This window comes from Duncaniella sp., from assembly GCF_029054785.1.
Lineage (GTDB): Bacteria > Bacteroidota > Bacteroidia > Bacteroidales > Muribaculaceae > Duncaniella.
Window position 1 is genome coordinate 1 of sequence record NZ_JAIDEN010000097.1, and the last position, 23,635, is coordinate 23,635.

General features: G+C 49.9%; 23 protein-coding genes. 12 read left to right on the forward strand and 11 right to left on the reverse strand.

Translation table 11 applies throughout. The features are described from left to right. On the forward strand, nt 1-866 hold an 866-nt coding region (locus tag K2H17_RS06350), incomplete at its 5' end, for a tRNA-dihydrouridine synthase (protein ID WP_300132740.1). Continuing rightward, nucleotides 863-1,555, forward strand: a complete 693-nt coding sequence (locus K2H17_RS06355) for a DUF2807 domain-containing protein (protein WP_300132742.1) — start codon at nt 863-865, stop codon at nt 1,553-1,555. The genes K2H17_RS06350 and K2H17_RS06355, both read left to right, overlap by 4 nt. Before the next feature lie 109 nt (nt 1,556-1,664). Here K2H17_RS06355 and K2H17_RS06360 read toward each other — a convergent pair whose 3' ends face one another. From K2H17_RS06360 to K2H17_RS06375, 4 genes are all read right to left on the reverse strand, one after another. Then, nucleotides 1,665-2,390 carry a DUF2807 domain-containing protein gene (locus tag K2H17_RS06360; RefSeq protein WP_300132744.1) on the reverse strand — a complete coding sequence of 242 codons (726 nt, stop codon included), beginning with the start codon at nt 2,388-2,390 and terminating at the stop codon, nt 1,665-1,667. 86 nt (nt 2,391-2,476) lie between these two features. Then, nucleotides 2,477-3,247 carry a hypothetical protein gene (locus K2H17_RS06365; protein ID WP_300132747.1) on the reverse strand — a complete coding sequence of 257 codons (771 nt, stop codon included), beginning with the start codon at nt 3,245-3,247 and terminating at the stop codon, nt 2,477-2,479. Nucleotides 3,248-3,257: 10 nt separating this feature from the next. Next, a complete protein-coding gene (locus K2H17_RS06370) occupies nt 3,258-4,448 on the reverse strand; it encodes a dicarboxylate/amino acid:cation symporter (RefSeq protein ID WP_300132749.1) in 1,191 nt (396 codons plus the stop codon). Nucleotides 4,449-4,525: 77 nt separating this feature from the next. Next, the gene (locus K2H17_RS06375; protein ID WP_300132752.1) at nt 4,526-6,484 is read right to left on the reverse strand and encodes an NAD(+) synthase; all 1,959 of its coding nucleotides are present in this window, start codon (nt 6,482-6,484) and stop codon (nt 4,526-4,528) included. Nucleotides 6,485-6,595: 111 nt separating this feature from the next. On the opposite strand from K2H17_RS06375, the gene cls reads away from it, so the two are divergent. The 10 genes from cls to K2H17_RS06425 all read left to right on the forward strand — a co-directional run bounded on the left by cls (nt 6,596) and on the right by K2H17_RS06425 (nt 17,366). Then, nucleotides 6,596-8,050: a cardiolipin synthase gene (gene cls, locus K2H17_RS06380; RefSeq protein ID WP_300132754.1), complete on the forward strand. Its 1,455-nt coding sequence runs from the start codon at nt 6,596-6,598 to the stop codon at nt 8,048-8,050. Between the two features lie 530 nt (nt 8,051-8,580). After that, nucleotides 8,581-10,968 (forward strand): endopeptidase La, encoded by a 2,388-nt coding sequence (gene lon, locus K2H17_RS06385; protein ID WP_300132757.1) that lies wholly within the window; start codon nt 8,581-8,583, stop codon nt 10,966-10,968. A gap of 45 nt (nt 10,969-11,013) precedes the next feature. Further along, complete coding sequence (locus K2H17_RS06390; RefSeq protein ID WP_300132759.1) at nt 11,014-11,604, forward strand: PASTA domain-containing protein; 591 nt, start codon at nt 11,014-11,016, stop codon at nt 11,602-11,604. Nucleotides 11,605-11,606: 2 nt separating this feature from the next. Continuing rightward, nucleotides 11,607-12,677: an RluA family pseudouridine synthase gene (locus K2H17_RS06395; protein ID WP_300132761.1), complete on the forward strand. Its 1,071-nt coding sequence runs from the start codon at nt 11,607-11,609 to the stop codon at nt 12,675-12,677. A 106-nt stretch (nt 12,678-12,783) separates the two neighbouring features. Next, nucleotides 12,784-13,662 (forward strand): permease-like cell division protein FtsX, encoded by an 879-nt coding sequence (locus K2H17_RS06400; protein WP_300132764.1) that lies wholly within the window; start codon nt 12,784-12,786, stop codon nt 13,660-13,662. Nucleotides 13,663-13,684: 22 nt separating this feature from the next. After that, nucleotides 13,685-13,978 carry a DUF3098 domain-containing protein gene (locus K2H17_RS06405; protein ID WP_300132767.1) on the forward strand — a complete coding sequence of 98 codons (294 nt, stop codon included), beginning with the start codon at nt 13,685-13,687 and terminating at the stop codon, nt 13,976-13,978. An 18-nt stretch (nt 13,979-13,996) separates the two neighbouring features. Then, complete coding sequence (locus tag K2H17_RS06410) at nt 13,997-14,815, forward strand: undecaprenyl-diphosphate phosphatase (RefSeq protein WP_300132770.1); 819 nt, start codon at nt 13,997-13,999, stop codon at nt 14,813-14,815. A 22-nt stretch (nt 14,816-14,837) separates the two neighbouring features. Beyond that, on the forward strand, nt 14,838-15,563 hold the full coding sequence (gene truB, locus K2H17_RS06415; protein ID WP_300132772.1) for a tRNA pseudouridine(55) synthase TruB: 726 nt from the start codon (nt 14,838-14,840) through the stop codon (nt 15,561-15,563). Nucleotides 15,564-15,633: 70 nt separating this feature from the next. Beyond that, a complete protein-coding gene (gene queA, locus K2H17_RS06420) occupies nt 15,634-16,686 on the forward strand; it encodes a tRNA preQ1(34) S-adenosylmethionine ribosyltransferase-isomerase QueA (RefSeq protein ID WP_300132774.1) in 1,053 nt (350 codons plus the stop codon). A 101-nt stretch (nt 16,687-16,787) separates the two neighbouring features. After that, nucleotides 16,788-17,366, forward strand: coding sequence for a YigZ family protein (locus tag K2H17_RS06425; RefSeq protein WP_300132775.1), 579 nt, complete (start codon nt 16,788-16,790; stop codon nt 17,364-17,366). A 13-nt stretch (nt 17,367-17,379) separates the two neighbouring features. Here the strand turns inward: K2H17_RS06425 and rsgA are convergent, their stop codons facing one another. The 7 genes from rsgA to K2H17_RS06460 form a co-directional block, all read right to left on the reverse strand. Continuing rightward, nucleotides 17,380-18,327, reverse strand: coding sequence for a ribosome small subunit-dependent GTPase A (gene rsgA, locus K2H17_RS06430; RefSeq protein ID WP_300132779.1), 948 nt, complete (start codon nt 18,325-18,327; stop codon nt 17,380-17,382). A 66-nt stretch (nt 18,328-18,393) separates the two neighbouring features. Beyond that, a complete protein-coding gene (locus tag K2H17_RS06435) occupies nt 18,394-19,248 on the reverse strand; it encodes a tetratricopeptide repeat protein (RefSeq protein WP_300132782.1) in 855 nt (284 codons plus the stop codon). Nucleotides 19,249-19,275: 27 nt separating this feature from the next. Continuing rightward, nucleotides 19,276-20,121 (reverse strand): helix-turn-helix domain-containing protein, encoded by an 846-nt coding sequence (locus K2H17_RS06440; RefSeq protein WP_300132785.1) that lies wholly within the window; start codon nt 20,119-20,121, stop codon nt 19,276-19,278. A gap of 153 nt (nt 20,122-20,274) precedes the next feature. Then, the gene (gene mltG, locus K2H17_RS06445; RefSeq protein ID WP_300132788.1) at nt 20,275-21,342 is read right to left on the reverse strand and encodes an endolytic transglycosylase MltG; all 1,068 of its coding nucleotides are present in this window, start codon (nt 21,340-21,342) and stop codon (nt 20,275-20,277) included. A 61-nt stretch (nt 21,343-21,403) separates the two neighbouring features. Further along, nucleotides 21,404-21,739 carry a MerR family transcriptional regulator gene (locus tag K2H17_RS06450; protein WP_300132790.1) on the reverse strand — a complete coding sequence of 112 codons (336 nt, stop codon included), beginning with the start codon at nt 21,737-21,739 and terminating at the stop codon, nt 21,404-21,406. Between the two features lie 279 nt (nt 21,740-22,018). After that, on the reverse strand, nt 22,019-22,969 hold the full coding sequence (locus tag K2H17_RS06455; RefSeq protein WP_300132793.1) for a carboxypeptidase-like regulatory domain-containing protein: 951 nt from the start codon (nt 22,967-22,969) through the stop codon (nt 22,019-22,021). Between the two features lie 2 nt (nt 22,970-22,971). Then, nucleotides 22,972-23,631: an energy transducer TonB gene (locus tag K2H17_RS06460; protein ID WP_300132796.1), complete on the reverse strand. Its 660-nt coding sequence runs from the start codon at nt 23,629-23,631 to the stop codon at nt 22,972-22,974. Nucleotides 23,632-23,635 lie beyond the last annotated feature (4 nt).

Genomic DNA, 23,635 nt, shown 5'->3' on the forward strand with positions numbered 1-23,635 from the left:
CTCTCATCCGAGACATTCCCGCCACAACACGTAAACTTGCGATTGATCCTGCGGAACGACCGACGGCCATTCAGATCTATGGTCGGGAGGTTGAACCGATGGTCGAGGCTGCAAAGATTGTCGAAGCCGCGGGTCCGGACATCATAGATATAAATTTTGGATGCCCTGTAAAGAAGGTTGCCGGGAAGGGTGCGGGAGCCGGGATGTTGCGCGATATTCCGAAGATGCTTTCGATTACCCGTGCGGTGGTTGATGCAGTAAAGTTGCCGGTGACAGTCAAGACCCGTCTTGGATGGGATCACAACTCCAAGATAATAGTCGAACTGGCTGAGCAACTTCAGGATTGCGGTATCAAAGCGCTGACTGTTCATGGGCGCACACGCTCTCAGATGTACACCGGTTCTGCGGACTGGGAGATGATTGCGAAAGTTAAAGAAAACCCGCGCCTGACAATTCCACTGATCGGGAATGGCGACATTACTACACCTGAACAGGCTCGTGACGCATTTGACCGCTATGGCGTTGACGGCGTGATGGTGGGCCGGGCTTCTATCGGTGCGCCGTGGATTTTCCGGGAGATCCGAAGCCTTCTCGACGGAACCGGAGTGGAACCTCTCGGAGTGGAAGAGAAATTCGCGCTGGTGCGACGTCAGATCAGTGAAAGTGTGAGCCGTATTGATGAATATCGCGGCATTCTGCATATCCGCCGCCATCTGGCAGCATCACCACTGTTCAAGGGGATTTCTCATTTCCGTGACACAAGGATTGAGATGCTGAGGGCTTCGACTGTCGATGAGCTTTTCGGTGTCCTTGACCGAGTGGAAGAAATTGTAAAAGAAAACCAATCAAAAGAAAAAGAAATATGAAAACACTGACTGCTATTCTGCTGTCGCTCTGCTTTTTGGGAGCATCAGCGTCAGGCCTCGTGAAATATGAACTGAAAGTCAACGAGTTCCATGAACTCAAGGTTGTGGATGCGATCAGGGTTGTCTACTCAAGCAGTGCGGATTCGGCCGGAATGGCTGTTTTTACCTGCCCGTCCGAGCAGGCTTCGGCTCTTATTTTCAACAATAAGAACGGGAAACTCTCCATGCAGATTTCGACTGAGAGTGTCGGCTCAAAAGATCTGCCTGTTGTGTATGTCTACTCGTCCTATCTTAATAAGATTGAAAATTCCGGTGATTCGCTTGTGAAAGCAGTTAAGATTGCGGACTGTCCGAAATTTACAGCGACACTTATCGGAAATGGTCGTCTTTCGGTTCCTGAAGTGACTGCGACTGAAGTCAATGCGGCAATGCAGACCGGCAACGGTACGCTGGTTGTCGGAGGCAAGTGTCAGCGGGCCAACATAAAGTTTATGGGTACCGGTGTCATCCAGGCTGATGAACTGGATGCTGTCGACGTGTCTGTCAAGGCCGGAGGAACCGGTTCGATCGGAGTATGGGCTGAGAAATCTCTGTCGGTATCCGGGGTGGGGAGCACGAAAGTTTACTATAAGGGAAATCCTGAGATAAAGAACCGCACAGTCGGCGTGAAGACATTGCCTTTGGAGTAATGATCTCTGCTGTGTGAGAAAATAGAAATGTCCCCTGCTGGCCGAAGTGGCTTGCAGGGGACATTTTCTATGAGTGGATCAGTGTTGTTTTTGCCGATGACAGCCGGGATCAATTTGATATTTTTACAGATCCGGCAGATGATTTTTCGATTGAAAAGCTGTTGACTTTGAGTCCCGATGCTTTGACTGAACCAGCGCTTGATGCTTCAAAGTTGCCTCGGTCGGCCTGCCCGGAGGTAATGCTTATTGAACCGGCGGATGACGCCTCGCAGCTGATGCGGTCTGTTTTGACGGTTGAGGTCTTTATGCTGGCGCCGGATGATGCTTCAAGTTCTATCCGTGAGGCGTTAAGATTGTTTGTGGTGACGGATGCTCCGGATGATGCCTCAATGTCGATCTCAGAGGCGGTCACGGAGGAAAATATTATTTTTCCGGCAGATGAAGCCTCAAGGCTGATTTTCTTTTTTGATGATGATATCGATGTCCGGCATTTGAGGCTGGCACCGGATGAAACTTCCACGGAGCGGACAATCGGGGCTGTCACGGTGACTGTCACGCCGCCGATTCTTTTGTTGGAGTTTTTCCCGTCTCGTTTGGGGCTGATCTCAAGTGTTTTGCCGCTGATCTTGATGTCAATGTAGTCGATGCGCTTCGCATCTCCGGTGATTGCTACGTTGGTATTGCCTCCTGTTGTCGGCTTGTAAATCACGTTTACGCCGGCGCTTGCCTCGATTGATTCGATTGATTTGTTGATTTTCAGTACTTTTGTTTCAGCAGAGGCTATTAGGCCTATGGTCAGGCAGAGAATGCTCAGAAGAGATTTTTTCAATGTCATAATAGGGAAATGATGTGGTTGAAACTGGTCTTTATTAATTGTATGACGTGAAAAAATATGAAAAGTTACAGCTTGATGCGAAAAAATCACTTGGCTGAAGGGTCGAAGCTGTCTTTGGGAAGGTAGGTGTAGCCCCACCCGTAGTCAATCGGGAACATAAGCGGCTCGATGTATGCTTTCTGAACAAGATATAGGGTCACTTCCGCTTTTCGGACAGTAACCGGCATTTCAATCTCATTGTCATCACCTCCTGTGAGCAATCCGTTGAACGCCATGTGGAGCTTTATATAATAGTCCGGACTGTCTTTGGAATAGGGCTCGATTTGGTCGAACCGGATGTATCCGTCGGATATTTCAGTGGAATTCAGGATTATGCGCTCGTCCTGATGTGACTCCGGAATTTTGCCTTTCAGGCTGTTGGCTTTATTGCAGACCGGCATATGGGACATTTGTATGGCTGCTATGTCTCCGATGTCGCTCGTCCATCGGACGATCGGGTTGTTGTCAGGATCCGGGCTTTCAGGAATTGAGACAAGCGGGTAGGATATTCCGGTTTTGGGCAATGAGTCCAATGCGACGAATACGGACATGGCGGTTTTCTCGCCTTTGTTGCAAGCCAAAGGTGAAAGCTCGAAAGTCAGAAAGAAACAGCTGTCAGTCAGATTGTATTGGGACGGCTTGGATGCGATGAAGCGAAACAGATCCTGCCTGAAAGAGCATTTCTGCCCGTTGAATTCCACTTTGGCTTTGTAGCCTTTTACAATCATGGATGAATATATAGTGGAATAGAATGTATCGGCGGATGCCGTGAAAATGACAATGGCTAATAGAACTGACAGGATGTTTTTCCTTGGCATAGGCTGCTGTTTATTGTTCTGAACCCGAATCTCCGACGGTGAGCGGTTTCGGGGCGGGCGGGAATATACGGTTGATTATGGCGGCGATAGCGCCGTCGCCGGTGACGTTGCAGGCGGTACCGAAACTGTCCATTGCTATGTAAAGTGCGATCATCAGGGCTACCATCTGCTCATCGAATCCAAGAATCGACTGGAGAAGTCCGATCGAGGCCATGATGGCACCTCCGGGGATTCCTGGGGCGGCGATGATTGTGATGCCGAGCATGCCGATGAAGTGGCAGAAAAGACCAAGATCATGCGGCTGGTCGTGCATGATCATTAGTGCCAGGGCGCAGGCTACGATCTTCAGGGTGCTGCCGCTCATGTGGATTGTGGCGCAAAGCGGAATGACAAAGCCTGCGATATCTTCCCTGACTCCTGTTTTTATGGACTGACGGAGAGTTACGGGGATTGTTGCGGCTGATGACTGTGTGCCAAGCGCGGTGAAATAGGCCGGGAGCATGGTGCGAAGCATCCGGAATGGATTTTTGCGGGCGAATGGTGCGGCTATGCAATACTGGAGAACCAGGATGAATACGTGGAGGATGAAGATGATGACAATGATTTTCATGAAACATTTCAGAATCATGCCGACCTGGCCTTCGATTGTCATGTTCAGGAAAATACCGAAGATGTAGACCGGAAGCAGTGGCAGGATTGCTGCGTCGATTGTCTTTGAGACTATGTCGCGGAACTCAGAGAAGCCGTTTTTGAGGGATTTGCCATTGAGGAAGGCCATGCCAAGTCCGAGCATGAATGCAAGAACGAGGGCGGTCATGACTGTCATCAGCGGTGGCATTTCAATCGTGAAGTAGGGAAGCAGCGTGGAGGTGCTCTCGCTGAGTGCGACTCCTTCCTCTCCTCCGATAAGCGACGGGAATGTCAGAGTGCCGGTAAAGTAAGAGAGGATTCCGGCCATGAATGTGGCGAAATAGGCAATGGCTGCGGTGGCGACAAGCAGTTTTCCTGCACGGCCTCCGATGTCGGCGATGGCCGGTGCTACAAACCCGACGATGATCATCGGGATCATGAAGCCGAGAAACTGTGAGAAGATGGCGTTGAATGTGGCCATTGTCTGTCCGAGCCAAAAAGGAGCTACCAGGCCGAGCAAGATGCCGATCACGATGGCGATGAGGATGCGGGGGAGGAGTCCTAATTTCATTTTCGAGGTATAGATTTAAAAGTGAAAAATTATAAGTGTCAAGTGGTGGTAGACCCGGTGTGTTGTTTGCGATTTGTTCAGATGTTTTGGCGCCAGAGTGCTGACGAGGCATCGGAAGGCATGCGCCAGTCGCCACGTGGCGAAAGGCATACCGATCCGACTTTAGGTCCGTCAGGCAGACATGAACGCTTAAACTGCTGGTTGAAGAATCGACGCATAAATACGGATAACCAGTGGGTTATAGTCTCATCTGTGTATTCTTCCGGCTTGAAGGCATGGCGCGCGAGGAGGTAGATTCTTTCCGGCGAAAAGCCATAGCGCAACATATAGTATAGGAAGAAATCGTGGAGTTCGTAGGGGCCTACAAGGTCTTCCGTTTTCTGTTTGATGTTTCCCTCGCTGTCAGCCGGAATGAGTTCCGGGCTGATCGGGGTGTCAATGATGTCAAGCAGGCGCCGGCGTACTTCAGAGTCTTCTGAGGCTTCAATGGCAAAGTAGTTTACGAGATATTTTACCAAGGTCTTGGGAACTCCGGCGTTCACGCCATACATTGACATGTGGTCGCCATTATATGTTGCCCAGCCAAGAGCGAGCTCCGACAGATCGCCGGTGCCGAGGACTATGCCGCCGGTCTGATTGGCTATGTTCATAAGGAGCATGGTGCGTTGGCGGGCCTGAGAGTTCTCGTATGTAACATCATGAATTTCCGGATTGTGGCCTATATCTTTAAAGTGTTGCTTTACGGCGTCTCCGATGTTTATTTCGCGTGAAGTCACCCCAAGATGGTTCATCAGTTCCACTGCGTTTGAGTGAGTGCGGTCAGTGGTGCCGAATCCCGGCATTGTCACTCCTATGATGCCTTTGCGGTCCAGGTCCAGGCGGTCAAATGTCCTGACGGCTATCAGAAGGGCGAGTGTTGAGTCAAGCCCTCCGGATATACCGACGGTGATGTTTCGGCAGTTGATGGCATCAAGTCTTTTGGCCAAAGCTGCTACCTGTATGTTTATGATCTCTTCACATCGTTCATTGATGGCCTCTGTGCCGGTCGGAACGAAGGGGTGTGGGTCAATATAGCGGAGGAGTTTTTCAGATCGGTCGCTTAAGTCTGAATTTTTTGAGATTGGATTTTCCGAGGTTAAATAATTGCTTGAGCTTTCAGCTGTAATCAGCTTGCATTCATCTGACGCGCAGTCGGCGAAGGTTGTCATGTGGAGACGGTCGCGGTCAATAGCCTCTATGTCAACGTCTGTGATGACAGTGTTGTCGGCAGGGTCCCAGCGTCGGTTTGCGCGAAGCACTGATCCGTTCTCGCAGACAATGGCTTTTCCGTCAAATGTCAGGTCTGTCGATGATTCACCCCATCCGGCTCCTGCATAGGCGTAGGCACAAAGGCAGCGGGCTGACTGCTGGCGGAGGAGTGAGGTCAGATAGGCATATTTGCCGATCAGATCGTCAGAGGCTGAGAGGTTGAGGATGATCTGGGCGCCACCCATTGCAAGTCGGCAAGACGGGGGGATGGGAACCCAGAGATCTTCACAGATCTCGATTCCGACCAATGCGCCGTGGGAACGGAATATGCGCCCTGAAGTCATTTCGAAGTTCTCTCCGCAAAGCTCGACCGTTTCACATGCGCCCAATGGCAGTGGTCGCCACCAGCGGCGTTCGTAAAATTCGTTGTAGTTCGGAATGTATGACTTTGCAACGAGGTCGACTCTTCCGCTGCGGACAAGCGCCGCGCAGTTGTAGATGGAGCCGGCGTGCCGTACCGGCAGTCCTACTGCAAAATGGATGTTCATTCCGCGGGAGAAATCGCGGAGGCTGATGAGTGCTCTTGCGGCAGCCTCAAGAAGAGTCGTGTTATGGAATAGATCGGCGCATGTATAGGCCGTGATGCTCATTTCAGGGAATACCGCCAGTTCGACGCCCTCGGCTTCGAGTTCGGCGAGTTTTGTCTTTATTCCGTCGAGGTTGAAATCGACGTCCGCCACTCTTACAGTCGGCGCGGCGGCAGCTATGCGAAGAAAACCGTTGTGCATGATTTTGAATTTGGTGCACGAAATTAGAAATAAATCCGCGATTTTCTAAGCTTATATTGATAAATTTTAAAAATAGGCTTAACTTTGTGCATCCTGACATTGTAAAGTATTATGCAGTTTGACTATATCACATTAGACTGGGAAAGCATCCGGTGGAGCCTGATGATGGCTTATGGGGTGCTGATCCTGTGTGTCATAGGAATTGTGATCAGTGAAAACCGCAATCCGCTCAAGGCATTGGGGTGGATCATGGCATTGCTGCTTTTCCCGATAGGCGGAGTTGTCTTGTATTTCATCTTTGGACGCAGCATCCGCAATGTCCGCATGATCTCCCGCCGGAACCGGCGCAGACTGTTGAAACTGGAGAATACAATCCCGTTGCCCAAATTTGATAAAACTCTGAATCCTGAAAACCGTCAGCGTATACGTCTGGCCTATAATATTGGCGGTGCAAACCTTTACAGTGGCAATCAGATCAAGATTTTTAATAATGGAGAGCGTCATTTTGAAGAACTCTTCGATGATCTTCGCCATGCCGGATCCTACATAAATCTGCAATTCTATATCATAGCCAATGACTCGCTTGGGCGACGTTTGCGCGATATTCTGATCGAACGTGCTGAGGCCGGGGTCAAGGTGAGGGTTATCTATGATTATATCGGCTCGTTCGATGCGAGGCGCAGGGATTTCTTCAGGCGCATGAAAGAGCATGGGGTGGAGGTCCATTCGTTTTTCCGGCTTTCGTTCCCCAGTCATGTGAACAGAGTAAACTGGCGTAACCACAGGAAGGTTGTGGTGATAGACGGAAATATCGGCTATATCGGAGGCATGAATGTCGCCGACCGTTATGTCAATGGAGTGGATAACGGAAAGTGGCGCGATACGGCGGCGAGGATTTCAGGACCGGCGGTTGCGGCTCTTCAGTATAATTTCGCTGTCGACTGGAAATTCATGGGACAGCCTTTGCTCTGTGATCCGGTGGCCGGAGTTGCTGACGGTCTGACCGGTGCGATCGGAAATGTGACTCTTCAGGTCCTTGCTTCCGGGCCGAATGACCGCTGGGGCAATATGACGCTGCTGTTTTACAAGGCGATTTCAACCGCGCGCCGCAGAATCTGGTTGCAGACGCCATATTTTCTTCCAAGTGACGGCTTGCTGAAAGCTCTTGAATCGGTTTCGCTCGCCGGAGTGGATGTGAGGGTGATGATGCCTCGGTCGGCGGATTCAAAAATCCTGACCTATGCCTCTCACAGTTACATTGAAGAGTGTCTGCTTGCCGGAGTTAAGATTTATCTTTATGAGGCCGGAATGCTGCATTCGAAGGTTATGATTGTCGATGATGATTTTTCGACTCTCGGATCGACGAATTTTGATTTTCGGAGCATGGAACATAACTTCGAAGAGAATCTGCTGATTTACTCTCCTGAAACAAATGAGGTGTTGACGCGGAGTTTCGAGGCCGATGCCTCGGAGAGTAAGCGCCTTAAACTGTCGGACTGGAACCGCCGTGGCCGAGACACGCGGGCCTTGGAATCGCTGTGTCGTCTGTTAAGCCCGATACTCTGACTCCGGTGGTGCGTTATGAGAGCGGATAAAATAGTATAAATGAAAAACGAAGGATGGCCTCACGGTCATCCTTCGCTGCTTACACATAGTACTTAACGTCAGTGGATTTATAAATGTCTAATAATGCAAATGTCTCTATTTAAGAAGTAGAGTAGGGGGTAACGCCACGGATTCAAAATTGTTTTAAGAATGTTTTTGAGCATTGCTCCCGTGATGTTGTTGCAAAGTTATATTATTATTTTTAAAAATCCTAATACTAATTTATCTATGAATGTAGTCGTCTGGAGGTCGTGTTTTTTAATCAGGCTATAAAGTGAAAAATTGTCAAAATGGCATTGGGCGATGTTTGAATGTGTTTTGAAGGTGGTTAAGAAAGTTATAAAATGTAATTTGGTTAAAATAAGTTAATGCGGAATTGTGAAAATACATGAGTGGTGATAGAGGGTTATTGGTGATTTTTTCGTAACTTTGAGGCCGTGTTTTGCACTGTCGTCAGAAGCATTGCAGAACCTTTAATTTATGGAAGAAGTATGAAAGAAGATACAACAAAGATAGTTTCAGTAGGACAAATAGATATAGGGGTGCCCGCGGAACGGCCTCAGCCTGATTTTTCAGATCTCCCGATCATCGCAATGCGTGATCTCGTGTTGTTTCCGGGAGTGACTTTTCCCATAACATTAGGACGCGAGGTTTCTGTCAGGACAGCATCTGCGGCAGCCGAACACAATATTCCGGTCGGAATTTTCTGCCAGAAAGTGGCTTCAGTTGAAAATCCGACACTTGACGATCTGTATGACTACGGTGTTGTAGCCGATGTCCTCAAAACTTTTGATCTGCCTGACGGTACGCATACGGCTATTATCGCCGCCCGCGAAAAGATCCGGATCGAGGGGCCCTCGGCCGGCGGACATATTCCGGGTTCTCTTTCCGCACAGGTCAAGTCGGTGCATGACAGCGTTTCCCGTTCGTCTGACAAGGAGTTTGTGGCTATTGTCGATGATATCCGACAGACAACACTGAATATACTCCACAGTGGTAATGACAAGATGAGTGATCTCGCTTTCAATATCGAGAACATTCCGGGTCCGCAGCTGCTGATCAATATGATCTGTACTCACTCGCCGTTTGCTCCTGAGGTGAAAATCGAGCTGCTGAAAAAGAACCGGCTCAAGGATCGCGCGCAGCTTCTTCTCAGTCATCTTGCCCACAGTGAAGAGATGGCCGAAATACGTGCCGAGGTCCATCGCAAGGCCCGCAAGAACATTGACGAGCAGCAGCGCAACGCTTTTCTGCAACATCAGTTTGATGTGCTGCGTGAGGAACTTTACGGTGACGACGACGATTGTGCCGCTCTTGAGGAAAAAGCCAAAGAGATTGATTTTCCTGCGGCAGTACGCCGTACATTTTCAAAAGAACTTGAGAAGCTCAGACGCCTGAATCCGCAGAGTCCTGATTATAGTGTCCAGTACACCTATCTCCAGTTGCTCACGGATCTTCCCTGGGGCAAGTCCACACCTCTTAACACAGACTTCAGCACTGCCGAGAAAGTGCTCGACGAGGACCACTATGGCCTTGAAAAGGTCAAGGAGAGAATTCTGGAGCAGCTTGCCGTGATGATGAACACTCCGGAAGGCCGTTCGCCGATCATCTGTCTTGTCGGTGCGCCCGGTGTCGGAAAGACCTCTCTGGGCCAGTCGATTGCCAAGGCTCTCGGTCGCAATTACCAGCGTGTGTCGCTCGGCGGTCTTCATGACGAAGCCGAGATCCGAGGACATCGCCGCACATATATCGGTGCAATGCCCGGACGAATAATCGATGCGGTAAAAAGAGCCGGTACTTCAAATCCGGTTCTGCTTCTTGACGAGATAGACAAAACCGGAAGTGATTTCAAGGGCGATCCCTCTTCGGCGCTTCTTGAAGTGCTTGATCCGGAACAGAACAGCCATTTCCACGACAATTACGTGGATGTGGATTATGATCTGTCGCATGTCCTGTTTATTGCGACGGCCAACACTCTTTCGACCATTCCCCGCCCGCTGCTTGACCGCATGGAGGTGATTGATATTTCGGGTTATCTTCCGGAGGAAAAGATTGAAATCGCCCGCAAGCACCTCATACCGCGTATTTCGGAGGAAAACGGTTTTGGCAAGGAGGAAATCACGTTCACCACAGACGCTCTTGCCAGGATCATCGAAAGTTATACCGGCGAAAGCGGTGTCCGTATGCTTGAAAAGGAAATTGCGAAGGTCATACGCAAGATTGTGTTGAACAAGATGCGCGGCAAAGATTATAAACTCACTGTCGAGGTCGACGACCTTCGTGACTATCTCGGAGTCGAGGCCTATACCCCTGAACGCTATGAAGTGTCTGAGACTCCCGGTGTGGCCACCGGTCTGGCCTGGACTGCGGTGGGAGGTGAGATCCTTTTCATCGAGACTTCAGTCACCCAGGGAAAGGGAGAGAAACTTACCATCACCGGAAATCTCGGCGATGTCATGAAAGAGTCTGCCGTGATTGCCACTCAGGTGGTCAAAGCGCGGTCGGCCGACTATGGCGTTGACCCTGACAGCTTTGAAAACAGGCAGCTCCATATCCATGTGCCGGAAGGTGCGATTCCCAAAGATGGTCCGTCTGCCGGTATCACCATGTGTGTCTCGATTCTGTCAGCCCTGACAGGTCGCCCTGTAAAATCAAGGCTTGCCATGACAGGAGAAATCACTCTTCGCGGCAAGGTGCTCCCTGTCGGAGGCATCAAAGAGAAAATGCTTGCCGCCAAACGGGCCGGAATCACAGACATTATCCTTTGTGCCGACAACCGCAAGAATATCGAGGATATAAAGCCCATCTATATCTCCGGCCTGACATTCCACTATGTCAAGACCATTGACGAGGTGTTTGCGGTTGCTTTCGGCGATTAAACTCTCGGATAAACCTCTCGATCTCTCATCTATATAATTAAATATATGAAGAAAATTTTTCTCCACATCGGGATTATGATGGTCGTGGCCGTGGTCATCGGCTGGTTGGCCATGCTGTGGCTGGATGTCTGGACTCGCCATGACGATACTATAACTGTCCCCTCTGTAAAGACTCTCTCTTTCGGAGAGGCGGCTACACGGTTGGATCGTGAAGGACTTGTGGCTGTGTTGAGCGATTCGGTCTATGATAAATCGACCCGCCCCGGTACAGTCATTGATCAGAATCCCAAGGTCGGAACGGTTGTGAAGGAAGGGCGTGAGATTTATCTTACGATCAATGCCTTTTCGCCTAAAATGGTCTCACTCCCGACTCTTACGGATATTTCGCTCCGCCAGGCCAAGTCTATCCTTGAAGGTCTGGAGATAAAGAAAGTGGTGGAGAAAAGAGTTCCGAGTGATTTCAAGGATCTTGTGCTTGCAGTCCGCTATAAGGGGACCCGTCTTTCGCCCGGCGCGCGTGTGCCGGTCAATGCGACGATTGAACTTGAGGTCGGTGAAGGAAAGGCTGAAGAGTTCCTTGATTCGATCAGTGTGGACTCCACTGAATCTTCGGCTGAACAACTGAATCTGTTTTGATTATGGCGGCAGAAGATCTTGACGAAGAACTTGTCGACGGGCTTGACGGCGAAATCTCCGCATCAGGTGCGGAGGGTGAGTTGTATGAGCATTTCCGCTTTGTAGCCGACAAGGGGCAGCAGCTGTTGCGTATTGACAAATATCTGGTCACCAGACTTGAAAAATCGTCGCGAAACCGCATTCAGCAGGCTGCCGATGCAGGTTGCATCCTGGTCAACGGCAAGGCCGTAAAGTCAAATTACAGGGTCAAGCCGCTGGATGTCATCCAGATTGTGATGGACCGTCCGCGCTATGAGCTTGAAATCATAGCTGAGGATATTCCGCTTGACATAGTCTATGAGGATGACCATCTGCTGGTTGTCAATAAGCCCGCAGGACTTGTGGTGCACCCCGGCCACGGCAATTATTCAGGCACACTTGTCAATGCTTTGGCCTGGCATTTCAGAGACAACCCCGATTACGATGTCAGCGATCCGCGTCTCGGATTGGTTCACAGAATTGACAAGGATACTTCCGGATTGCTCGTCGTTGCGAAGACTCCGGATGCCAAGACCCATCTTGGCCGGCAGTTTTTCAACAAGACAACCAAGAGAGAATATAATGCCCTGGTGTGGGGCGTCCCTTCACCGCTTAGCGGTCGCATTGAAGGCAATATCGGCCGCAATCCGAAGGATCGCTTGCAGATGGCCGTCCTTCCCGCCGACGATCCGACCGGCAAGCATGCGGTCACTCACTATGAAGTGCTTGAGGATTTCGGACATGTCGCTTTAGTCAAATGTGTGCTTGAGACCGGAAGAACCCATCAGATACGCGTCCACATGCGTCATATAGGTCACCCGCTGTTTTCTGATGCGCGTTATGGCGGCGATGTCGTTTTGCGTGGCGAGCGTAGCGGTTCCTACCAGAAGTTCGTGGCAAATTGCTTTGACATTTGTCCTCGTCAGGCGCTTCATGCACGCACATTGGGATTTGTCCATCCTGTCACCGGTGAAGAGATGTTTTTCAGCGCTCCGATTCCGGCTGACATGCAGGCCTTGATTGAAAAATGGCGCTCCTATGCCTCTCAGCGATAAAAAGAAGAGACTTGATAGGATCTGAAGCGCTCCTGAATGTTAAATTTAGGTTAAATTACTTGACAAGGGCCTGATAAGATTGTATTTTTGTATTCTATTATCTATTATGGCAAGAAGGCGTCCTCACATAATCCCCTTGTTTACTACCCGTGCCACGGCGACTGTCTCTGTCGCTTTGGTCCTTTTTATTCTCGGAATGGCTTCGCTGATCGGGATTGCGACCCGTGTTGTCACTGACAACATACGTGAGAATATGGGCTTCGTGGTCATGTTCAATGAAGATGTGACGGCGTCTGACATCGCTTCTGTGAAATCCATGTTTGAGAAAGACCCAGGAGTGTCATCCACTGTCTTTTCTTCTCCGGATGCTGTCCTCGAACGCTGGCAGGCTATGGTCGGAGAGGAGGAAGACATCATTCGTCTTTCCGGAATCAACCCCTTTGTCGCAGAACTTGAGGTGCATGTCAATCCGGAATATGCTTCTTCCGATAGTCTTGACCGTATGATCGCCCCGCTGATGCTTTTGCCTCAGGTCGGTGAAGTCAAAGTCCATACAGAACTGGTCGACCGTGTCAATGCGACATTGCGCAGCGTCGGCCTTGGGCTGCTTGTTGTCGCTGTGGCTCTTCTGATTGTGTCGTTTGTGCTGATATTCAATACAGTGCGGCTGTCGGTCTATGCGCGTCGCTTTACAATTTACACAATGAAACTCGTAGGTGCGACCGGCGGTTTTATCCGTCGGCCTTTCCTGTTTGACAATATTGTCAACGGTCTTGTCGCAGGCTTGTTGGCTTCGGGTGCTCTGATTCTGGTAGTCCTCTATTGCTCTTCGCTCGATCTTTCGGTCGCTGAGATACTTACATGGCAGGCGGTACTTCCGGTTATCGGAGGGTTGCTTGTGACTGGTGTGTTCATTTGTCTTGTGGCCGCTCTTTTTGCCACAAACAGATATTTGCGTCTCTCCTACGACGAAATGTTTAAATAACCTCATATATAATATTATAATAATGGCATACAAACAGACTGCAAAGCCGTCTTCCGAACGGGAAACTCAGCTTGACCCCGAAAACAGAAGCCAGCTTCCGTTATTAAAGATAAATTTCAGACTCATGGCCATTGCCGGTGCCATGATCGTGCTTGGATTCTGTCTGATGGCAGGCGGTGCAACCGGCTGGGATTCTTTTAATGAAGATATCTTTTCCGCACGTCGTGTGGTTGTCGGACCGACAATTGCCTTCCTCGGATTTCTCTTCATGGGATTTGCAATAATGTATAGCCCTAAGGGTAAAACAGAAAAATAAACCTTTTAAATTCAGAGAATGGATTGTATTGATGCTCTGATTCTCGGCATAGTGCAGGGCCTTGCCGAGTATCTTCCTATAAGCAGTAGCGGTCATCTTGAGATTTGCCGCGAGATTCTCGGTCTCAAACTTGCGGGCGCTGACGCTCTTGAATTCGACATTGTGCTTCACGTTGCCACTGTTTTGAGTACTATCGTGGTGCTTTGGAGTGAATTTGTGCCTTTGTGCAAGTCGTTTTTCACTATTGCCCGTGACGATAAGTTTTTCTACGTCTGCAAGATCCTGCTTTCATGTATTCCGGTCGCGATTGTCGGGCTGTTTTTCAAGGATTTTGTAGAGCAGTTCTTTGGCGACGGGCTCTTTGTGGTCGGAATCTGCTTGCTTGTAACGGCGTGTCTGCTTTCGTTCGCCTACTTCTTCCGCAATCCTGACCGTGAGAAGAAAGAAGGTGTCAAAGGGCATGAGATCACCTGGGGCGATGCTCTGATAATAGGCTGCGCCCAGGCTGTCGCAGTGCTTCCCGGTCTTAGCCGTTCGGGTACGACGATCGCTACCGGTCTTCTTCTTGGTGACAAGCGCGATAAAATCGCCCAGTTCTCATTTTTCATGGTGATTATCCCGATTCTTGGCGAAGCCCTGCTGAGCCTGAAAGATCTGCTTGCAGGCGAGGGTGTCGGAGAGTCTGTCGGCATGTGGCCTTTGCTTGTAGGATTCCTGGCTTCTTTTGTGGTCGGTTGCGCCGCCTGCAAGTGGATGATAAGCATTGTCAAGAAAGGCAAACTCGTTTGGTTTGCAGTTTACTGTCTCATTGTCGGTGTGCTTTGCATCGTCTGGTAAAAAGTCCGGTTGAAAATAGGATATGGATTTCGTAACAGGAGAAATTTTATACATTGACAAGCCTTTGGAATGGACTTCATTCGATGTTGTGAAGCGCCTCAGAGGTGTCATACTCCATAAGATTCATCGCAAGAAATTCAAGGTCGGCCATGCCGGTACCTTGGATCCTCTCGCTACCGGTGTGATGGTCGTTGTCACAGGCCGTGCCACCAAACTGATCGAATCATTGCAGGCTGGCGTCAAGGAATATGTGGCGACCTTGCAGATCGGTGCCACGACACCGTCGTTTGACCTCGAAACCGAGGTCGATGCCACTTATCCCGCCGGACATGTCACCCGTGAGCTTATCGAGGAGATTCTGCCTCGTTTCATCGGGCGTATCGAGCAGGTGCCTCCGGCCTTTTCCGCTTGTAAGGTGGATGGAAAACGTGCCTATAAAATGGCGCGTAAGGGGCATGAAGTGGAACTTAAACCGAAAGTTCTTGTCATTGATACGATCGAGATCATTGACTTTGACCCTGAAAAGATGACCTTGACCTTGAGGATCGTATGCAGTAAGGGTACATATATCCGTGCGCTTGCCCGCGACATCGGAGAGGCTCTCGGATCCGGTGCCCATCTCATAGGCTTGCGCCGTACGCGGGTCGGCGATGCTGTGATTGACAACTGTCTCAGCGTTGACGCTGCGGTTGAGATGATCAGAAATGCCGAGGTCACATTCCCGGAGGGTGAGGAATCGGACAACTGATGTCATTTCGCCCCACCGATACAGATATTTTTTTATTCAGAAATCAGTTCTAAACGTTACATATTTAAGGATGAAGTTATCTCAATTTAAATTCCGCCTTCCGGAAGAGCTTATCGCTCAGCGTCCGGCTCCCGAACGGGACCAGTCAAGAATGATGGTTGTCAACCGCCGTACAGGAGAAATAGAACACAAAATATTCAAGGATATCATTGATTATTTTGATGACGGAGACTTGTTTGTCTACAATGACACGATGGTTTTCCCCGCCCGTCTCTATGGCAACAAGGAGAAGACCGGTGCCCGCATCGAGGTGTTCCTTCTGCGTGAGCTTAGTGCGGAAAATAAACTTTGGGATGTTCTCGTAGAGCCTGCGCGTAAGATCCGTATCGGAAACAAGCTCTATTTCGGCGACGATGAGTCGATGGTCGCTGAAGTGATTGACAATACAACTTCACGCGGACGCACACTCCGCTTCCTTTACGACGGTCCCCATGAAGAGTTTAAGAAAGAACTTTATAAATTGGGAACCACTCCTCTGCCTTACTACATCAACCGCGAGCCGGACGAAGAGGATGCAGAGCGTTATCAGACAATCTTTGCCCGCAAGGAAGGTGCTGTGATAGTTCCTGGAGCTGCATTGCATTTCTCTCGCGAACTTTTGAAACGTCTTGAGATCAAGGGTGTCAACCAGGGCTTCATCACTATCCACAGCGGTCTTGGCAACTATCGCGATATCGATGTGGAGGATCTGACAAAGCACCGTATGGACTCTGAGGAGATGGAAGCTGACGATGAACTTGTAAAACTTGTCAATACCACTAAAGACGGCGGACATCGTGTGTGCGCGGTCGGTACTTCGGTGCTTCGCGCTGTGGCCAGTGCTGTCAGCATGGGTGATCACATGAAGACCTACTCAGGATGGACCAACAAGTTCATTTTCCCGCCCTATGATTTCTCTGTGACCGATGCGCTCGTTTCCAATTTCCACCTGCCTTATTCTACCATGCTGATGATGGTCGCTGCTTTCGGTGGCTATGATCTGGTGATGGATGCCTACAAAAAGGCTGTCAAGGAAGGCTATAAGTTTGGTGTCTATGGCGATGCCATGCTGATTGTTTCATAACGGTATCAGCGTGATTTTCGCAGATAAATCTTTAATAGTTAATTGATTTGGCCAATTATCTGACCATAGCAAATCAAAGTGAAGCGGCTTTTCGTGAAAAGATGAGTCGCTTCATCTCTTTTGCTATTCCTGTGACTTCCGCTGCGGAAGCTAAGGAATATGTAGCCCTCTATACCAACGAATATCATGATGCCCGCCATGTGTGTTGGGCCTACATGCTTGGTTCCGGCCGGAAGGAGTTTCTTTCGTCGGACAATGGAGAGCCGTCAGGAACTGCCGGAAAGCCGATTCTCGGTCAGATCAATTCTTTCGGACTGACCAATATACTTATTATTGTGGTGCGGTATTTCGGCGGAATAAAACTTGGAACCTCAGGGCTGATTGCCGCTTATCGTGAAGCTGCCCGTCTGGCCATTGAGGCGGCTGAGATAATTGAGGGGAGGGATATGACAACTTTGGGGGTGACTTTCCCTTATCTGGCGATGAATGACGTAATGAAACTTGTGAAAGCTCAGAATCCTCCGAATGGCCGGGAGGTGGTCAGAATAATCGCTCAGGAATTTGACAATACCTGTTCGATGACTCTGTCATTGCCTCTTGATCTGCTTCCTGAACTTTCCGGACGACTCGACGCCATTTCCGGAACTTCAGTATGCTGTCCGGACGAAGAGGGTGTTTGATCTCCGGCCAGTATCAGTATCCTTTGCGGTATTTGTCCTCTTCAGAATCCTCAAGGATGGAGAGATATGAGGCATAGCGCGATTCTGCGATCAGGTGGTCTTCGACAGCCTGTCTCACGGCGCAGCCCGGCTCATGTGTGTGTGTGCAGTCCCCGTAGCGGCATTCGGCTGCGGTTTTGAATATCTCAGGGAAGAAGTGGCTGACTTCGTTGCGGTCGAATTCGAGAGTGCCGAATCCCTTCACTCCGGGGGTGTCAATGATTGATGAGGCTTCGTCGACATCGGGCAGATCAAACATTTCGGAGAATGTTGTGGTGTGCATGCCTGTGTCATGAGTTGTCGAGATTGATGCTGTCGCTAATTTCAGACCGGGGATCAGATCGTTGATGAGCGTTGATTTGCCGACTCCTGAATTGCCGGAAAACAGTGTGGTTTTCCCTCTCAGTTTCTCCCGTAGGTTTTCGATCCCTTCGCCGGTTTTGGCTGAGACTTTTATGACAGGATAGCCTATCGACTCGTAGAGATAGCTGACAGCCGACAGGTATTCCATCGCTTCCGGATCTTCTTCGAGAAGGTCTATTTTATTTATGACGATCACTGCCGGGACGCGATAGGCTTCGGCTGTGGCCAGAAAGCGGTCAATGAATGTCGTTGAGGTTGTCGGATGAAAGAGAGTCACCACGAGACAGACCTGATCGAGATTGGCTGCGAGGATATGGGCCTGTTTCGAGAGATTGCTCGCCTTGCGTATGATATAGTTGCGGCGTGGGCTGATGGCTGTGATATATCCGGTATCGCCGTCAGGCAGGCTCACGGTCACGTGATCGCCTACCGCCACGGGGTTGGTCGTGCGGATTCCTTTGAGGCGGAAGTTACCTTTGATCTTGCAGTTGAGACATTCGCCGCTCTCTGTGCGCACGAGATAGCTGCTTCCGGTATTTTTGATTACAGTTCCGGTCATTTATCTAATCTGTCAGTTTGGTTTTCATATCAGAAATCTCATGTTGCTGTTCAGGCGGATATGAGATCATACACCTTCTAAAAATTGAGAGGCTCTTTTGCGTTCAACTCCTAATTCGACGGCTTTCAGGGCGTCGGCCTTGGCATCGGCAGGGCGGTAGCGCATTTTGTTCAGTGCTGCCCGGTAGAGGTACAGTTCGCCGTCGTCGGGTGCGAGTTCAAGGGCGGAGTTGATGTCGTCTGATGCTTCCTGAAGATTGCCGCAGAGCAGATGGCAGTAGCCGCGTCCTCCATAGAACTCCGGTTCCTTGCGGTCTTCCAGGACTTTTGTGTAATATGGAATGGCTTTTGCGAATTCTCCGGTGCCGCTCATGAACGATGCTCCTGCTATGCGGGTCTCTGTCTCTTCCTGGAAATTGCGGTCCATGAATTCGAAGTCTTCTTTTGCGGTTTTGAAGTCATGCCGTCTTAGAGCCAGAAGGCAGTGGTTGAATCTGGCTGAGATGACTGTGGAGTCCAGTTCCATTATCAGTCCGTAGTCCAGATAGGCTTCTTTTTCCATGCCGAGCGCTGTGAGCACGCGTGCGCGGTTGCTCAGGATTGTCACAGATGCAGGCGCGATGGTGTGTGCGTCGTTCAGGGTCGCAAGCGCCAGTGAATCCTGGCCCATGTTGAAGCGGATGATTCCCAGATTTGACATGAGCAGGACATTCGACGGGTTTGCCGGTTCCATCCGGAGGGCTTCGACAAGTGCGTTTGCCGCTTCGGTCCATTTGCCTTCATTGCAGGCCTTGTCCGCCTCGTCGACTTTCTGCATGTAAGGGCTGTCTTCCTCCGCCGGTGTCGTTGCTTGGGCGAGGAGCGGCAGAGTGAGGGTCAGGAGTATCGTTGTTGTGTTGATCAGTTTTTGGAATAGTTTCATCTGAGGATGTGTATGGGTGGAGAGTTGTCAGTTTTCGGATAGCTTGTTGCGGTAGTCGCGCGGCGACATGCCGGTCAGATGCTTGAAATACTTTCCGAAAAACGATTGATTTGAAAAGTTCAGGGCCAGACTGATTTCCTGAATGTTCATGCCTGTGCTGCGAAGCATCAGTTTGGCTTCAAGAATCACACGGTGGTCTATCCATTCGCCTGCTGTTTTTCCGCTTATTTCTTTGAGCACTGCTGAAAGATGTTTTGGGGTGACAAACAGTTTGTCGGCATAGAAATTCACGGCGCGTTCCGATTTGAAGTGCTTTTCGATCAGGTCGATGAAGTTGGCAAGCAGTTCTTCACGTCGTGAATGATGGTTGTATGTCTCTGCCCGTGATGCGTAGATGCTTAAGGTGTTGTAGAACAGTAGTTCACAGATCGCGCCGAGCGTCATCTGGTTGAACGGGCGCCCTTCAAGCTGTATTTGCTTCTGGAGCATCTCGTAGATCAGCCACTGACTTTCCAGCTCTTCTTCAGTCATCTCTATGATGGGGTTGGAGTTGTAATGCAGTGTGTAGGGGGCTACGAAGTGGAGTGATGGTAATATCTCGTTCAGTTTATCCTCATGGACAACGATGAAAAAACCGTCGAAATCCTGACTTTCCTTGCACTGGCTGATAATGTGGCCCGGCTTGAGTACCATCAGGGAACTTGGACCGAGGTGGCGGGGGGCCACATCGACAACTGCTGAAATTTCACCTTTCTTGCAGACTGCCAGAAGCATGTGGTCAAGACGTGATGGAAATTCCACGTTGCGGATCTCGGCGAGAGAGCGAAACACGTTGATTGTTTCATAAGGACGGTCGTGTAGAGATGAAATCATCGGATATATTTATAGAGATTGGATCGGCGCAAAGATACGGATTATTTCTATAAAAAGTGGTCTCTTTCTCGCTTTTTTAAGTTTGAAATTGTTGTCGGGTGTTAATATTTGTTCTGTTTGACTTGTTTTTGGCTTGCGTGATTCTTTTGCCTGTCAGTGTATTCCACGGCGGTTGAGCTCGGCCTGATAGCGCCTTGCGTTGGCCATGTGCGTTGAATAGTCCGACGCGAAATTGTGGTAGCCTGAGAAGTCTTCCTTGGCACACATATAAATATAGTCATGCTGGGGTGCGTTGAGCACTGCGTCCATTGTGGCAGCTGCCGGAATTCTGATCGGTCCGGGGGGAAGGCCGGTGATTTTATATGTGTTGTAAGGCGATTCGATGGCGAGGTGCTTTCCTGTTATACGCCGCAGTTTGAAGTCGCCTGATGCAAATTTTACAGTAGGATCGGCCTGGAGCTTGATCCCTTTTTTGAGGCGGTTGAGATAGAGACGGGCCACCTTTGGCTTTTCGTCGGCTTTGGCGGTTTCCTCCTCGACGATGGAAGCTAAAGCGGCAACCTGCACCGGTGTGAGATTGAGCTTTTTTGCTTTGGCTCTGCGCTCCTGATTCCAGAAGCGGTTGCGGTAGTCCAGCAGGCGCCTCACTACGTTGGCAGGCGCTGCGCTCCAGTAAAATTCATAACTGTCAGGAATGAATGCTGCCGGAAAGTTAGGCCGTGTGAAGCCGCTGTCGGGAAGCACCTCGTCACAGGCTCTTAAAAATTCTTCGGGTGTGCATTGCAGTTGTGAGGCAATCCGTTTTGAAAGCTGCTCCATTGTGCGGGTGCCGTTGAACCGGACTTCGACCGGTGTCTGATAGCCGCGGGCTATGCGCTTGCTGATGTTCAGTGCGCTTTGGCCGCCGCTGACTTTGTAGGCTCCCTGCGAGATGTCGGAATTTCCGCCGAACAGTTTCCAGATGATATAAACGCGGTTACCCATCGAGGATCCCAAAGACTGTTTCATGGAATCTCTCACGGCAGCCGTGGAGCTCCCCTGTGGGATATAGATCCATTCGCTTTTGCCGTCTTTGCCCGAATAGGGGATAAAGACGAAGCCAATGACTGAACAGACCGCTACAAAGACGGCGATCGCGGCGATAAGCAGGCCGAGCGTATGACGTTTGGTCCAGGACTGCTTTTTCTTTTTCTTTCTTTTTGTGGTGGTTGTTGTTGCCAAAGCGGATTGCGTTTAGCGTGGTTATGGATTTGGTGTTTTGAATCTGAGAGTGCGATTGGGATCAGCGCAGGCGGTGGAGCGAATCAAGCATCTCCTGAAGCCGGTCGCGCACGGTTTTGAGCCGTTGCACGGTCTCGAATTTCTTGGTGATTCCGTCACGGTTGCGTTTCATCTCCTCCTGTGCAGCTTCAAGTTTCATTCCTTTCTCTTTCACGAGATAGCTGACCATTCGGATGGTTTCGATGTCGCGGGGAGTATAGAAACGGGTCCCGCGATCATTGCGGTGGGGTTTGATTGCCGGAAAGGCGCTCTCCCAAAAGCGTAGAGTCGACATCGGAAGTCCGGTCATCTCTGAAACCTCGCTGATCTTATAATATTTCTTACTCGTGCTGTCCATGCTGGAATAAACTGAAATCAATGGCAAATTTAGCCATAAAATCCGAATCAGACAATCTGAGATACTGTTTAAAATTCATATCACTTTGCTTTTGTCGAGTCTGTCAGCTTCTTTTTCTGTTGATCAGCCAAAGTAGGCCACCCCAGAACAGCACATTGACGCAGACCAACAATATATTGCTCGGTGAGTCGGGCGAGTCGAAGCAGAATATCAGGCTGAACATGAATAAGAACATGACAACTGCCGAGGCTATGAATTTACCTATCTGATCCATCACGGCTATTTCTTTTTGTGTTTGAACTTGATGGTTTTCTTTGCGTTGCGTTTGGGATATTTGACCTTGATTATCACGGGGCCGTCATAGCCCTCGGCCTCTATGCGGAGTATCGCTTCTTTGAGGGGCTTGCCGTTTTCATCCTTCAATCCCCATTCATAGTCCCAATAAATGCGGCACGGGTGCTTATCATCAACGTACTCAAGATAGACAATATCATAATCCTCATCTCCGTCTTCATCAGTCCATACCCGCTCCACATACAAGTCATTACGGTCTATCACGTTGCCATTTTCGTCAGTTACGTGGAGATCGAGATAATGGTTCTCCTCCCTCTTAACATGAACGGCACCGGTAACTATAACTACATCTCCCATCAATCCGGATCGATCTTCAGTCAACACTGACTGTATCGGGTCAGACGATGCCCCCACGCATATGGTTTCGGAAGCATAGCCTACAAATGAGAACTTGATGGAATCGCCTGTGCAAGCGTCAATCTCAAACTTCCCGTCAATGTCAGTCGCCGTTCCCTGTCCGGTTGTCAGGTTCATAACCGTTGCTCCGATTAGTACCTCGGTGGCTGTCGAGTCCGCAGCTGTGTTATATTGGCATTTGACAACACCTTTCACCTTTCGGGAATCAAGACGAGTCGCAGTTATAGTGTCGGACGCGAGGACCTGAATGCTGTGCGACGACTGCGCTACGGAAGTCATCGGCATGAGCATGGCGAGGGATGCAGCCGAGATACCGGCGAGGGCGATGGCTTTTCCGGTGAGGGAATGGGCACGGAGCTGCTGCTCAAGGTAGCGCACCTCGGCTTCGCATTTGGGGCATGTTCCAAGACAATCGCCCTTGTAGCGACACTCCGACGTGGCGAACTCTATGCCGTTGGCCTCGGCAATCTGCCGGCGTATCTCTTTCAGTATCTTGCAGGTCTGTTTTCCTCGTGCCATAGCTATCGAATTGTATCTACTCCGATTTTAATTGATGTTGAAAACTGGAATGTCATATACACATCGACAGGCTTGCCGTTTTTCTTTCCCGGAACAAAATCAGGAAACTGTTTTATGATTCCAATAATCTGATCACCAAGCAGTGAATTGCCTTCAACTATTTCTGTGTATATGATTTTCCCGCTTGAGTCCACTAAGTACCCCACGGTAACACTACCTGTTATGACATCTTTTTCTTTACGATAGCATTCATCAAAGAATTGTCTCATTGCCACGTCGCCACCGGGAAATTGAGGTTTTTCATCAACTTCTGATTCGTCCCAATTGGCTATTACCTCACCTTCAGCCCACTCCATAGTATCGGTTAATTCCACTGGTTCGCCCTGTAAGGTTTCGCTTGATTGATTCGTAGATGTGCCGCTGCATCCTGACATGAGAATCATGCCTGCCGAGATACCGGCGAGGGCGATGGCTTTTCCGGCGAGGGATCGGGCGCGGAGCTGCTGCTCAAGGTAGCGCACCTCGGCTTCGCATTTGGGACATGTGCCGAGACAGTCGCCCTTGTAGCGACATTCCGAAGTGGCGAACTCGATGCCGTTTGCCTCGGCAATCTGCCTACGTATCTCTTTCAGTATCTTACAGGTCTGCTTTCCTCGTGCCATAGTG